Origin of the sequence: Acetobacterium paludosum (assembly GCF_008086595.1) — a bacterium.
GTDB classification, from domain to species: Bacteria; Bacillota; Clostridia; order Eubacteriales; family Eubacteriaceae; genus Acetobacterium; species Acetobacterium paludosum.
Map to the genome: position 1 here is coordinate 71,721 of NZ_RXYA01000017.1, position 13,862 is coordinate 85,582.

At 42.0% G+C, this 13,862-nt stretch carries 10 protein-coding genes; 5 read left to right on the forward strand and 5 right to left on the reverse strand.

Features of this window, described 5'->3' with window-relative positions; genetic code table 11:
* Positions 1 to 52 precede the first annotated feature (52 nt).
* A complete protein-coding gene (locus FZC41_RS15815; RefSeq protein ID WP_148568419.1) occupies positions 53 to 994 on the forward strand; it encodes an alpha/beta fold hydrolase in 942 nt (313 codons plus the stop codon).
* Positions 995 to 1,143: 149 nt separating this feature from the next.
* Here FZC41_RS15815 and FZC41_RS15820 read toward each other — a convergent pair whose 3' ends face one another.
* Entirely contained in the window at positions 1,144 to 2,214 is a 1,071-nt protein-coding gene (locus tag FZC41_RS15820; RefSeq protein WP_243136747.1) for a DUF3089 domain-containing protein, read from the reverse strand.
* A gap of 371 nt (positions 2,215 to 2,585) precedes the next feature.
* A complete protein-coding gene (locus FZC41_RS15825) occupies positions 2,586 to 4,937 on the reverse strand; it encodes an ATP-dependent DNA helicase (protein ID WP_148568421.1) in 2,352 nt (783 codons plus the stop codon).
* A gap of 421 nt (positions 4,938 to 5,358) precedes the next feature.
* Here FZC41_RS15825 and FZC41_RS15830 point away from each other — a divergent pair, with 421 nt between their 5' ends.
* The gene (locus tag FZC41_RS15830) at positions 5,359 to 7,353 is read left to right on the forward strand and encodes an oxidoreductase (protein WP_148568422.1); all 1,995 of its coding nucleotides are present in this window, start codon (positions 5,359 to 5,361) and stop codon (positions 7,351 to 7,353) included.
* 89 nt (positions 7,354 to 7,442) lie between these two features.
* Here the strand turns inward: FZC41_RS15830 and FZC41_RS15835 are convergent, their stop codons facing one another.
* The 3 genes from FZC41_RS15835 to FZC41_RS15845 form a co-directional block, all read right to left on the reverse strand.
* Positions 7,443 to 7,769, reverse strand: a complete 327-nt coding sequence (locus tag FZC41_RS15835; RefSeq protein ID WP_148568423.1) for a FlxA-like family protein — start codon at positions 7,767 to 7,769, stop codon at positions 7,443 to 7,445.
* A gap of 475 nt (positions 7,770 to 8,244) precedes the next feature.
* On the reverse strand, positions 8,245 to 9,363 hold the full coding sequence (locus FZC41_RS15840; protein ID WP_148568424.1) for an Ldh family oxidoreductase: 1,119 nt from the start codon (positions 9,361 to 9,363) through the stop codon (positions 8,245 to 8,247).
* Between the two features lie 39 nt (positions 9,364 to 9,402).
* Positions 9,403 to 10,521, reverse strand: coding sequence for an alanine racemase (locus FZC41_RS15845; protein WP_148568425.1), 1,119 nt, complete (start codon positions 10,519 to 10,521; stop codon positions 9,403 to 9,405).
* Between the two features lie 243 nt (positions 10,522 to 10,764).
* On the opposite strand from FZC41_RS15845, the gene leuS reads away from it, so the two are divergent.
* The 3 genes from leuS to FZC41_RS17525 form a co-directional block, all read left to right on the forward strand.
* The gene (leuS, locus tag FZC41_RS15850; RefSeq protein ID WP_148568426.1) at positions 10,765 to 13,176 is read left to right on the forward strand and encodes a leucine--tRNA ligase; all 2,412 of its coding nucleotides are present in this window, start codon (positions 10,765 to 10,767) and stop codon (positions 13,174 to 13,176) included.
* A gap of 8 nt (positions 13,177 to 13,184) precedes the next feature.
* Positions 13,185 to 13,649 (forward strand): ribonuclease H family protein, encoded by a 465-nt coding sequence (locus FZC41_RS15855; protein WP_148568427.1) that lies wholly within the window; start codon positions 13,185 to 13,187, stop codon positions 13,647 to 13,649.
* A gap of 33 nt (positions 13,650 to 13,682) precedes the next feature.
* Positions 13,683 to 13,862 (forward strand): hypothetical protein (locus FZC41_RS17525; protein ID WP_205737090.1); only part of this gene is annotated, 180 nt, incomplete at its 3' end.

Consider the following 13,862-nt stretch of genomic DNA (forward strand, 5'->3'; position numbering starts at 1 on the left):
AAAAACGGCAGCAAAAAAATGCTCGGTATGAATTTATCAGAGAGGAGAAAGCATGAAACCAAATTATATTGAAGAAACCATTGCCATTAACGGCATCAAAGAATATATGATTCACTATCAGGGAGAAAAGGATGCTCCTGTTGTTCTGTTTCTCCACGGCGGACCGGGTAGTTCAGAATCTGTTTTTGCCTATTATATAGAAAGTGGTTGGAGTGGAAACTATACCAGTGTGTATTACGATCAGCGGGGTTCCGGAAAAACTTATTATCAAAACAAAAACGCCATCCCGACCATGGATAATCTGAAGGAAGATCTTCTGCAGACAGTGCTTTATGTTAAAGAAAAATATCAGACTGAAAAAATCGTTATTCTGGGACATTCTTTTGGAACCGTGCTGGGATCAATGTTTGCAATCGAACATCCCGAACATGTGTTGTGTTATATTGGTGTTGGCCAGGTCATCGACATCATCGAGAATGAGAAAGTCTGTTACAGCAAATTGGCAGGTGCCATTGACGGCGCTGAAAATGAAAAAGACAAGGAAAAACTCTCCGCAATCGGTGTTTATCCGCCAAAGTCGGATGACCAAAATTTGCTCAAGAAAATGAATGCGCTTCGAAAAATGCAGGGAAAATATAACCTTGGCATGAAAATAGACTGGCATTTAATCAAACTGATTCTGAAAAGTCCGGTTGTCGGATGGTCTGAGATATCGGGACAGATCAATGGCATGAAGGTAAATGATGGCGTGTTTCGAGAACTCTGGGATTACAGCCTTTACGCCTATAATCGACAGTATGCTGTTCCGGTTTACTATATTTTAGGAGAAAATGACAATGAGACGCCAACTGAGATTGCGGTGAAATATTTTGAAACTATCATCGCTCCAGAAAAACAATTGTATCTTATAAAGAATGCCGGACACATGACCATGCTGGACAATTTAAAGGATTATCAGATCGCCCTGAACGATGTTTTGGAGCGGAACTCATAACCTCGATTGATAGTCAATTTTTTTGAAAGGAGGTGACAAAATTCATCTGAAATTGTCACCCCGATGAAAAATTCTGCTGGAAAGCTTAATCCGTTTTGGAACGAAAAATATTAATGACTGAATCGATCAATGATAAGAAACGAATCGGATTATTTATGGTTCAACAGATAATTTTGAACTCGCAGGGCGGCATTTGCCTGAATATCATAGTAGTAAAAAGGAAAATCAAAGGAATGAAAAACTCCTTTGCCAAACATCGCACTTCCCGGCGCATATTTGTCTACGTCAACGGTACTGCAAATGATAACACCTTTGGCGGTATCAACCTGAGCATCGGCAAAGTTCTTCACCACTATATTGGTTCCATCCTCATTTTTAGCCACTGATCCGTCCGAATTTAATTGGAGTGACCCCAGATTATCGGAAGCAGGTGCGACTGTTTCATCAGTGGTCCAGCTGATCGGGTTGATCGCCTTGGCGCCGGGTGTCACAACACCATCGGTTCCTTCAATGGTTGGGGCCTGAGTATTATATGAAATGATGACGCCGGTATCGCCAGCGCCGGTGGCAAATTTAAGGTTGGGATTCTGGGCCAGATAATCATCGGTTACCGAATAGCCAATGACGTAGGCAGCGATCATGCGGTTATTTACCTCAGGGTGTGCTTTCATATATTCCGACAAGATATAGATCATGACGTTGGATCCCTGGGAATGGCTTGCTAAAATAAAGGGCCGGCCATTATTATAATTTTTTATATAATAGTCAAAAGCGGCCAGTGCATCAGTCAGCGGAACACCTTTGACGATATCCTGTTGTTCATCAACCGACATGGAAAGAGTTGAACCGGCATCATCCTGGCGATAGTAGGGGGCATAAATATTGGCAATGTCTGAAAAAGCTGTCGCCTGTCGCTCATAGGCTAATTTTGATTGTTGGAGCATGACCGGATTATCAATGTCGCAGATAATCGGATCGTCAGCATTTACCTTTGCCCATGCTGATGGATATAGGTAAAAAACATCCACGTCTTTGTTGTTTTCTGTGGGAAGGTTCAACCAGTGGTTGCTTTGACTGTAATCCGTAGCCTGAATGGCTGTGGAAGATTCCGTCTGTGCCGCATCTTTTTTTGTATCGGCTGTTTTAGCGCTGCATCCGGCAATAGCCAAACAGCAAAGTAATACAGTGAGGGATAAAAACAGGCGTTTTTCGATCTTCATTTTCATTTCTCCTTTTAATCGTTTTCACGTTTTCATTATACTTTTATATTTTCGACAAATTTTTAAAAAAGTTTAGGCATTATTTTGTCATGGTGACATCTTTTTTAATTTCATAAGTAACCTGAACAAGAAGCAAGAGATATAGCCAGACTGAAGATAATAGAGTGCTTCTTTATCTTCGTTGCCATTTATCATAATGTTAAATTTATACCCATCTAATACTACTTTATGCAGGCATTAAATAACTGAATTTTTTATTTAGCTGTAGTTAGAAAAAAAGGTTAGAAATACCCTCGACTAAATCATTCAAAAATAACGGATAATTGAAATCAATAGAAAGGTGTGCTTCGGTTGATAACGAACAGTGCTTTCTAGCTATTTCCCCAAAACTCCTTTAAAATATTTCCCAGCTCTTTAGAATTACCGACTCTGGTATGAGGAAACCATTCCATCGGAAATAACTGCTGATAACTCTGATTGCTGAATCGATCGTCAATAAGTAGGATGACGCCTTTGTCCGTTTCTGTTCGGATGACTCTTCCTGCCGCCTGTAAAACTTTATTCATTCCCGGATACTGATAGGAGAATTCAAATCCGCGCTGGTTCTTTTTATTAAAATAGTCTCGAATGATATTTCGTTCAAAACAAATTTGCGGCAGACCGACCCCGACGATCATTACCCCGATCAATTCTTCATGTTTTAAGTCCACCCCTTCAGAAAAGATGCCGCCCAGGACACAGAAGCCTAAAACCCCATCGCGGGCATTGGGCTTAAATAAGCTTAGAAAGTGTTCCCGTTCTTTTTCATTCATTTCAGTTGATTGTTTGATGGTATAGACATCCGGATAGTTTTCGCTAAACGCGTCATAAACGTCATTCATGTATTGATAGGATGGGAAATAGGCAATATAGTTGCCGAATTTTTGATCATAGACCGTTTTTATGCATTCGGCAATGGCTAAATAGGATTCCTCCCGATTCCGGTATTTTGTCGAAATGCGATCGGCGATCAGCAGCGCTCGGTTGTTTACATCAAAAGGTGAGGGCAGGATGATTTTATAACAATCCTCTCCGCCACCCAGAATTTCCGAAAAATAGTCAATGGGTGACAAGGTGGCAGAAAAGAATACCGCTGACTTGCCGCGCTTAATTGCTTCGCTCAGCAGGTAGGATGGATCGAGACAGAATAATTTTATTCTGCTATCACCGTAGCTATTTTCTACATAAGTGATGTACCGTTCGTCGTAGAACTCGGCTGTCCGCATAAAGGTCAAGGCAGTGAAGTACAGTTCAAGCAACTGTTCATGGCCATCCCGGCCTTCATTCTGCGCCAGCCATTCTTCGGATTCGCTGATGAACCGCATGATGAGCGGATAGATCTCCTTGGGTTCGTCCTTTTGAAGATAGTGGTGATCAGCAGCTGCTAATTTTCGCATGGTGATCATGTAGGCATTCAATTTATCCAGGGACTTGGCAATCCCCGGTACTTTATCTTTAAAAACTCTTTTCAGCTCCAGAATGGGCTTTTTATAGAGTTCTGCCGAAAACATGGATCGGGCCCGATCCACTAAATTATGGGCTTCATCGATGAGAAAGGTATAGTCACCGCCATTATCCATAAAAAATCGTTTAAGATAAACTCTCGGATCAAACACATAATTATAATCGCAGATCACACAATCCGACCAGAGTGTTAAATCCAGGGAAAATTCAAACGGACAGATTTGATGCTTTCTTGCATAGTTTTCAATAACCGGACGGGTGAAATAATTTTCCTGCTGCAAACAATCAAGAAGGGCATGATTGACCCGGTCAAAGTGGCCTTTGGCAAATTCACAATGATCGGGATCGCAAATTGTTTCCGTCTGAAAACAGAGTTTATCCTTGGCAGTCAGGGTGACGGTCTTGAATTCAAGGCCTTTCTCTTTCATTTTGGAAAAAGCTTCTTCCACCACTTCCCGGACAATGGTTTTGGCGGTTAGGTAAAACAGTTTGGAGGTATGGCCTTCGGCGACGGCTTTTATTGCCGGAAACAAGGTTGAGATGGTTTTGCCGATGCCGGTTGGAGCCTGTATAAATATTTTCTTATTTTTAGAAATAGTGCGGTATACAGAAACAGCCAGCTTCCGTTGACCTTTCCGATAGTCTTCAAAAGGAAAATCCAGCGCCTTGATGGAGTCATCTCTTTTTATCACCCAATCGCTGGTCAGACTTGCCCAGATGAGATATTGATCGATGAGCTTATAAAAAAATTCGGTTAATTCATTTTGCGATAAAACTTCCAAAAATTGTTTGATTTCCTCGCTTTCCAGCTGGTAATAGGTGAGCTGCACACCAATCTGTTCAATATTATTTTGCACAGAATAAATAAAGGCATAGCATTTTGCTTGTGCCCAATGGGTTTCATTGTAATTTTCTTCGAGATATTCCAGGGGCCGATTCGTCGATTTTATTTCGTCGACGATCAGCAAATCATCCTTGATGATAATGCCGTCGGCACGGCCTTCAATCTTAAAGGTAAAGCCCTGGTAGTCCACCGTATGTTTTAGCGACACTTCTGGCTCATATCCTTTGTTTTTATTATCTTTTTGAATTTTCTGATGGGCTCTGGTTCCTTCCAACGCCCTTGAATTGCTCATGAATTGCGAATCAATATTGCCTGAACGCAAAATGAATTCGACCAGGTTTCGAACAGACAGTTTTATTTCGGGTTGTTTAGTCATTTTATTACCTTTAGAATCGTATATTTTATTTATCGAACTTTATTCTATTTTACCATTAAAGTATTGGCCTTGGGTATTATTTCATATTCTTAAAGTAATAATGACAAAGTTAATTTTAGAATAGGATTAAATGGATTTTAGATCAATTGATAAGCCCGGTTAACTGGTTCTTTATAAAAATCCGCTAACTTAGCTTGTAATTAAACCATTAAATTGATAAAATTAACATAAATGAGCGATCGAAAATTTTAGGGTAATACATGAAACCAAATTATATTAGAAAGCATTGCTAGCAACGGCATCAATGAATTTATGATTCACTACCAGTGTGTACGGCATCGACTATTTTTAAGTTTCAAAAAAAGTGAAAAGAAAAACTGGTTTGCTGATAAAAACATGCGAAAATATAAAGGAGAAACTTATGGATAAGATGTATCAGGCTTTGTTTGAGCCGTTTATGATTAACAATCTTGAGATTAAAAATAAATTCTTTATGGCCTCAATGGCAATTCCCGTCATCGATGAACACGGTGCCTATACAAACGACGCCGTCGAGTATTATGTTACCAGGGCAAAGGGCGGTATCGGACTTATTATCACTGGTGCCAACCGGGTGGCAGACAACATTGAAAAACATGAAAACCACATTTTTCCATCTCCGACTACTGACCCGGATGCTTATAAAAATACAGCAATCGAAATGACCGATCGAATTCATGCATTCGGCTGTAAAATATTTGTCCAACTAACTGCTGGTTTAAGTCACTCGGCGGTACCTCATTGGATCGACGAAACGGATTCGGTGGCCCTGGCAGCAATTAAAAATCGAAGGGATCAGCGTAAATCCTACCAGGAATTGAAAACTGAGGAAGTCGAACATCTTGTCGCCGGATTTGTCGAAGCGGCTAAAATCGTTCAGGCCTGTGGCTTTGATGGAATTGAAGTTCATGAAGGCGAATTATTGGATGGTTTCACAACGACGCATATAAATCAAAGAACGGATAAATACGGCGGAGATTTACGCCGAAGACTCCGCTTTGCCATAGAAATTGTCCGAGCCATAAAAGAATCCTGTGGTCAGAATTTTCCGGTTATCTTGCGCTTCAGCATCAAGAGTTATATCAAAGCATTATCTCACGGTGCTTTGCCAGGAGAAGACTTTAAAGAATCGGGACGCGATATTGATGAAGCCTTGGAAGCCGCTAAAATTTTAGAAGCCGCTGGATATGATGGCTTCGATGCGAATGCCGGCACCTGTGATTCAGGGTATTGGACACATCCGCCAATGTATTTTGAGAAAGGTCTGTATTTACCACTGACCGAGCAGCTCAAAAAAGTTGTCGGGGTACCGGTGCTGGTGGCCGGAAGAATGGATGATCCCGACATGGCAGCAGAAGCGCTTGCCGAAGGTAAGCTTGATGCTGTTGGCTTGGGAAGGCCGATGCTGGCCGATCCTGATTATCCAAATAAATTGAAAAATGGCGATGTCAAGAACATCAGACCATGCCTGGGCTGTCATGATGGCTGCATTGAAAGAAAATTAATGGGCGGCCGTGGTTCCTGCTCGGTCAATCCGGAGTGCAACCGTGAATTGATTGTCAGTATTGAATTGGCAAAAGAGCGTAAAAAGATTGTCGTTGTGGGCGGCGGCCCGGCCGGCTTGGAAGCCGCCAGAGTAAGCGCACTACGCGGTTATCAGGTTACGCTGTTTGAAACAGCAGATCGTCTTGGCGGCAATCTTAAGTTTGGGGGTATACCGGTTTTTAAAAAAGACGTTCGAGCACTGATTGTCTGGTATGAGACCCAGCTGAATGAACTTAAAGTTGATGTTAAACTGAGTACAGAAGCTACAAAAGCGAACATCGCTGTCCTCAAACCGGATATTGTATATACTGCTGAAGGTTCGAAATCAAATGAATTAAAACTGCCGGGCATCGACGGCGAAAATGTTACTAATGCCATCGATGTGCTTACCGGGAAAACGTATGTCGGACCAAAATGCATTGTGATCGGCGGCGGTCTGGTCGGCTGCGAAGTGGCACTTCATCTAACCAAACATCGCCATAAGATTACAATCGTCGAAGCGTCGGCTGATATTCTGAAATCCGGAGTACCAATGGCACCGCCCAATGAGGAGATGCTTCGGGATCTGCTTGCCTTCTACAAGGTTGATATTGTGACAAATGCTCATCTCACAGAAGTGACCCCGACCGGTGCGGTCATTACTGCAGATGGCCAGGATAGAAGCATTACTGCCCACCACATCATTGTTGCTGTCGGCAGCAAATCAAGCAGTTTACTGTATAACGAACTGAAGAATAATTATACTCAAATCTATAACCTTGGAGACAGTCAAAACGCAAGAAATATCAGAGGGGCAATTTGGGATGCCTTTGAAGTGGCCCGCACAATTTAATTAAAAAAAGCAAAGAAGTCTGCCATGATAGTTGGCAGGCTTCTTTGCTTTTTCTGCAAGATCATTCCGGAGAATGATCTTGGATTACCTTAAGCATAAGTGTCTAAAACATTTGTGCTGGGAATATTTTGAGTGGCTGTGACTTGTTGAGTAGTGGTTTGTTGGTCGGCTGTTTGGGTAGCCTGTTTTTCAGTAGCCTGTTGTTGAATTTGCTGAATCTGAGCCTGTAGTTGTTGAATCTGAGATTGAATCAATTGAACTTGGGTTTGTTTCGTTTTAGCATCGCCATCACCGGAGTTGATTGTTGTGATTTGTTCCTGAAGATTTTTAACCTGACTCTCAAGATTTTTAACCGATGCTTGGGCGGAAGTAGTCGTGCTGCTGCTGGCTGTGGATGAAACAGATGAAATATTCATTGGTTGGGACTCCTTTCAAAATAGAATAAATATAATAAATCAATGACTCTTTTCACTGATTTAAAACCATTGAACGAGATGAAAACAATTAGTATTTATCTGAATTATTTTATCATAAACTGCTCCATGAAATGTGTCGGTTGTGTGAAGAAAACCTGTTGTTATTGTGATAAGGCCTTTTATCACTTCATACGGAATTATGGAAATACCAATGGAATGCAGGTCAAAAGTAGGCTGTTTTGTTGTTGATCGCGTTTTGGGCAAGATCATGAAACTGATTGTACATCCTTTGAATTGAGGCATTGGGGGAAACATCCAGCTCATTCATCAGCAATGCTTTTAAATGATTGTAGTGTTCAATAAATGATGCATAATCATTTTCGTATATATACACTTTAAGAAATAATCACGATAAAAAAAAGATTTTGCTTAATTGCTTGGCGGCTATTTCGCAAAATCTTTTTTAGTGTGATTATTATTTTTCAAAAGGGAATGAGTATTGGTTCAAACCAAGTTCAGCTTTAATAGCCAGAATATCTTTGATCAAAGCGTCATTGACAGGAACGCCGGTATCTTTTCGTTCCAGCCATTTGTCGTATTCTTTTTCGCCGGCGGTGTAAATTCGATCCTGACCCGGCATTTTATCTGAATTGCGAAGGTCCCTCAAAATGTCACCGGTGGTCTTTTTAAAAGCATCCGGTTCGATGAAATTGTCGATGTTGATGGCAATGAAGAAATGGCCCAAATGGTAAGGCTGAGCATTTCCGTTAGGATCAAAGCCTAAAAGACCTTTCAGGAAAGATCCGCCTTGAAGAGCTGCCGATAAAATTTCAACGACGGTTGCATAGCCGTAACCCTTGTATCCGCCAGTGTCTTCGCCGATTCCGCCAAGGGGAGTCAAAGCGGCTTCGCCTTTAACCAAATCGATTAAGATCTGTTTGGTATCTGTACGGCTGTTTCCCTGGCGGTCAATAACCCATCCTTCAGGAAGCTCTTTGTTTTCCCGGTCGTAAACTTCGATTTTACCGCGCTGGGAAACGGATGTGGCGCAGTCGATGACGAATGGGAAAGGTTCGTCACTTGGCATCCCAAAGGTAATCGGATTGGTGCCGAGCATATTTTCAACCCCAAATGTTGGGGCGATGGATGGTCGGGCGTTGGTTCCGGTTATCCCGATCATATTGTTTTCAATGGCCATTAAAGGATAATAGCCGGCAAATCCGTAATGTGTTGAATTTCTGACGACTGTCATCCCCATGCCATAGATTTTGGCTTTATCAATGGCCATCTGCATGGCTCGCTTGGCGATGACATGGCCCATGCCGTCGTGCCCATCAATAACGGCCGTGGTGAAGGTCTCTTTGACGATTTCAAATTCTGTCACCGGGTGCTGAATGCCTTTTTTGATACGGTCATAGTAGATGGGCTTTAATCGCCCAATTCCGTGGGAATCAATGCCTCGTTTATCGGCATTGATTAGGATGTCGGCACAGACTTTTGCATCTTCTTCCGGAACGCCAACGCCTTTAAGGGCGTCTGCCATGAAAGCTTCCATGGTGTCAAAGGGAACGGTGTAGGGGGCTTCGTTTTTCATTAATGATTCTCCTCTTGTAATTAATTTTCTATTTCAAATTTATTGGCTTATCACAATTTTATCAACATATGATGAGGTCGCGGCATGAAGCGCTCCAACGTAGTCACATCGAAGGCTGATGATATCGCCGACATCATAGGCAGTTTCCGCATCCGTCACATCGATGATCAAATGATCGGAACTGGAACCTTCGATTGTTAAACCTGGCAATATGGGGAACAGGTGATCAGGATCGGTGTCCTGCCGGCCCAGTCCGCAAACCGCCCGGTGGCGAATTCCCCGGTCTTTAAAATCCGGAATTTCACCGAAGGCATTTCTGCCGATTTCACCGATGGGGTAGGTGGGTTTATCCTGAAGCTCGATGATCTCAACATCCAGAATAAACGCATCCTGATGAAGGTAAGCATAGCACTTATAATAAGCGGATTCACGCCCAAAGAGAATAACGTCTCCGCAACGAAGATTATTAATTTCATCGGGAATGGTTTTGTTTTCAATAAGATAATAGGCACTGGAATTTCCGCCGGAAATGATTTCGCAGGGAAGTTTGTATTGTTCTTCCAGTAGCTGTTTTACTTCGAAAAAAGCTTTAAATGTAGCTGGCGTAGGAATGGTTGCTCCGACGCAGGTGGCGTTGGTTGCAATCCCCCGGAGTTTGACGTGCTTCATGGATAAAATTTCCTGAAGCGTCTGATCGAGCGTCGTGAAAGATTCAGCGATCAGTTTTTCGATTTCAGGGCTTGTCGGGTGACCGTCTCCGATGAAAAGGCCTTCCCGGAGGTCGCCAAGATCGAGCATGTATAGAATTCCATGGGTTCTTCCCTGAGCTTTTGCAGCGTCATTTAAACGGCGTATGGTTTTAATTTCGCTGTTTAGGGACAGATTGGAATATGCAACAGTTTGATTGATCTCACTGGGCAGGGGAATGCGGATGAGCCATTTTTCACAGGGTAATGCCGCCAGTTCCTTTAAATTCTTTATCCGTGAATCACCAATGGCGGTGGCGCCGCCATCCAAAAAAGCTTGGGCTATTTCCACATTACCGCCAACACATTTGGTAACGGCGGTAATCGTGACTCCCTGTTTTTTTGCACGGGCGGCAATGGCTTTGGTATTTTCAATAATCTTTTGTTTGTTTATTTTTAAAAGGGGATACATGAAAGGCTCCTTTGCAGTTTTCTGGGGTATAGTATACCATAAAAAATAGGCTGTTTCATAAAAAAACATTTCTTAAAGGAATCTAAGTGATAAAAAGGGCACAAATCATTGACAGTTTTGGCCCCCTTCTTTATAATTAGTGATGAAGATCGTTAGGAGACAAGATAAAGTTCGTCCTTATTGGGTACGGATTTTTTTGTTTTGAATAAATTTAGTATTTTAAAGCGAGCAAATGGAGGAAATATGTCAGCATATGATCATAAAAAGATAGAGGAATATTGGCAAAAGTATTGGGAAGCGAATGATACCTTTCGTACCGAAGACAATTCAAAAAAAGAAAAATTTTACGGGTTGGTTGAATTCCCATATCCATCGGGGGTTGGGCTGCATGTCGGTCATGTCCGAGCCTATACCTCGCTTGAGGTGATTGCCAGAAAACGCCGTTTAGAGGGTTTTAATGTTCTTTTCCCAATTGGCTGGGATGCATTTGGCTTGCCGACGGAAAATTATGCAATCAAGACCGGAAGACATCCAAGAGAAGTAACCGATGAAAACATCGCAGTTTTTACCGATCAGTTAAAACGGATTGGTTATTCTTTTGACTGGAGCAAGGAAATTGATACTACGGATCCTAAATATTATAAATGGACTCAATGGATATTCCTGCAATTATTCAAACATGGTTTAGCATTCAGAGATCGCACCTATGTTAATTTTTGTAATGGCTGCAAGGTTGTTCTCGCCAATGAAGATTTCAGAGATGGAAAATGTGATCGCTGCGGCAGTGAAGTGGTTCAAATGGAAAAAGATGTGTGGTTTCTTAAAATTAGAAACTATGCCGAAAGACTCCTTGACGGCCTGGACGAGGTTGATTATTTACCTCGAATTCGTCTGGAACAGGAAAACTGGATTGGAAAATCAGTCGGCGCGGAAGTGGAGTTTGCTATTGCCGGACATGATAAGGCCCTTCGGGTATTCACGACGCGACCGGATACTTTGTTTGGAGCAACTTTTATGGTTATCGCTCCAGAGCATCCGCTGATTCAGGAACTGGCTGAAGAAATAACCAATATGAATGAACTGGTTGATTATCAGGATAAAGCAAAACGGAAAACCGAGTTTGAACGGGTGCAGTTAGCCAAAGACAAAACCGGGGTAAGGATTCAGGGTGTTCAGGCGATTAATCCGGTTACACATACAGAAATCCCTATTTTTCTTGCGGACTATGTCATGATGGGTTACGGAACCGGTGCCATTATGGCGGTACCGGGACATGACAACCGGGACTGGGAATTTGCAAAGAAATTTGATTTGCCAATCATCGAGGTTATCAAAGGGGGCGACGTTACTGAGGCGGCCTATACTAATACCGATTCGGGAGAGATGGTGAACTCCGGATTTTTAAATGGTTTAGAAGTCAAAGATGCCATTAAAAAAACGATTGAATACCTTGAAAAAGAGAACCTTGGTAAAAAGACCATTAATTATAAAATGAAGGATTGGGCTTTCAATAGACAGCGTTATTGGGGAGAACCGATTCCGATTATTCATTGTCCAAAATGCGGAATGGTGCCGGTGCCTGAAAATGAACTGCCATTGGAATTGCCCATAGTGGAGAGCTATGAGCCGACAGATAATGGAAAATCGCCACTGGCAAATATTCCAGAATGGTATGAAACGACCTGCCCTGTTTGCGGCGGACCGGCGGAGCGGGAAACCGATACCATGCCTCAATGGGCTGGTTCCAGCTGGTACTTTTTAAGATACTTTGACAATGAAAATGATGAAGCGTTTGCATCTGAAGAAAAAATGAAATACTGGCTTCCGGTAGACTGGTATAACGGCGGGATGGAGCATGTTACACGACATCTGCTTTATTCGCGTTTCTGGCACCAATTCCTTTACGATATTGGTTGTGTTCCGACACGAGAACCTTATGCCAAAAGAACAGCTCAGGGTTTGATTTTGGGAAATGACGGCGATAAAATGTCAAAATCAAAAGGGAATGTGGTTAATCCCAATGAGATTATTGACGCTTTTGGAGCTGACACTCTGAGAACTTACATTTTATTTATCGGTGACTATGAAAAATCGGCACCTTGGTCTGATAATGGCGCAAAAGGCTGTCGACGTTTTCTTGATCGGGTCTGGAAACTTCAGGACATGGTTTCAGAAGAAGAAGGCTACGGTAAAGTTTTAGAGACCGCCATTCATAAAACAATAAAAAAAGTCAATAATGACTATGAGGAAATGAAATACAATACTGCCATTGCCGCTTTAATGACATTGCTGAATGATTTTAACAAAGCAGGCATCATTACGAAAGCGGGCTTAAAAACTTTTATTTTACTTCTTTATCCGGTTGCCCCCCATATCACGTCGGAAATATGGCAAAATATGAAAATGGGCGGAACCTTAGATGAGGCCGCATGGCCGCAGTATGACGAGTCAAAAACAGTGGACAACGTCATCGAAATGGCGGTGCAGATTAATGGAAAAGTCAGAGGCACGATCACTTTACCGGTAGATGCTGATACGGAAACCGCCAGAGAAATTGCCCTTAATCAGGAAAATATCCTGGCCTATACCCAAGGGAAAACCATTGTTAAAGAGATTTACGTACCAGGAAAGATTTTTAATATTGTTGTGAAATAGGAAAAATTATGAAAATCATTCACTTATATACTGATGGCGGTTGCCGCGGTAATGGAAAAGAAGGGGAAAATATGGGCGCTATTGGTGGAGTGCTCATGTATCCGGACAAGAATATTAGAAAAGAATACAAGCGTGCTTATGAAAATACTACCAATAATAAAATGGAGCTGTTAGCAGTTATCGAAGGGCTTAAGATGTTGAAAGAACCCTGCGAAGTCCATATTTTCAGCGATTCGGCCTATGTTGTCAATGCCTATCTGCAAAACTGGATTGGCGGATGGAAGAATAAAAACTGGACAAGAGGAAAAGCTGGGGAACTGAAAAACAAAGAACTCTGGATGGAACTGGATGAGCTGGTTAATGCCAACAAAGTTACCTTTCACAAGGTCAAAGGCCATGCAACGAATCCTTACAACAATCAGGCTGATTTGCTTGTGAATCAGGCGATGGATGAATACATTCTATCTAAATAAAGATTACGGTCAATAAAAAAGCAGATTTCATTAATGAAATCTGCTCAGACTGAAGACAAAGGTCAGGGAAACCTGGCCTTTTTTAGTTTTTTGAAATCAAAAAAGCTTATTCCAAGGTTCATGGTTTATCATAAAATTAGAAAACAAATGGAGGAAAACCTTATGTTAACCAAACGGGAACAGGATATCAGAGAACAGGTACAGATCGTCACA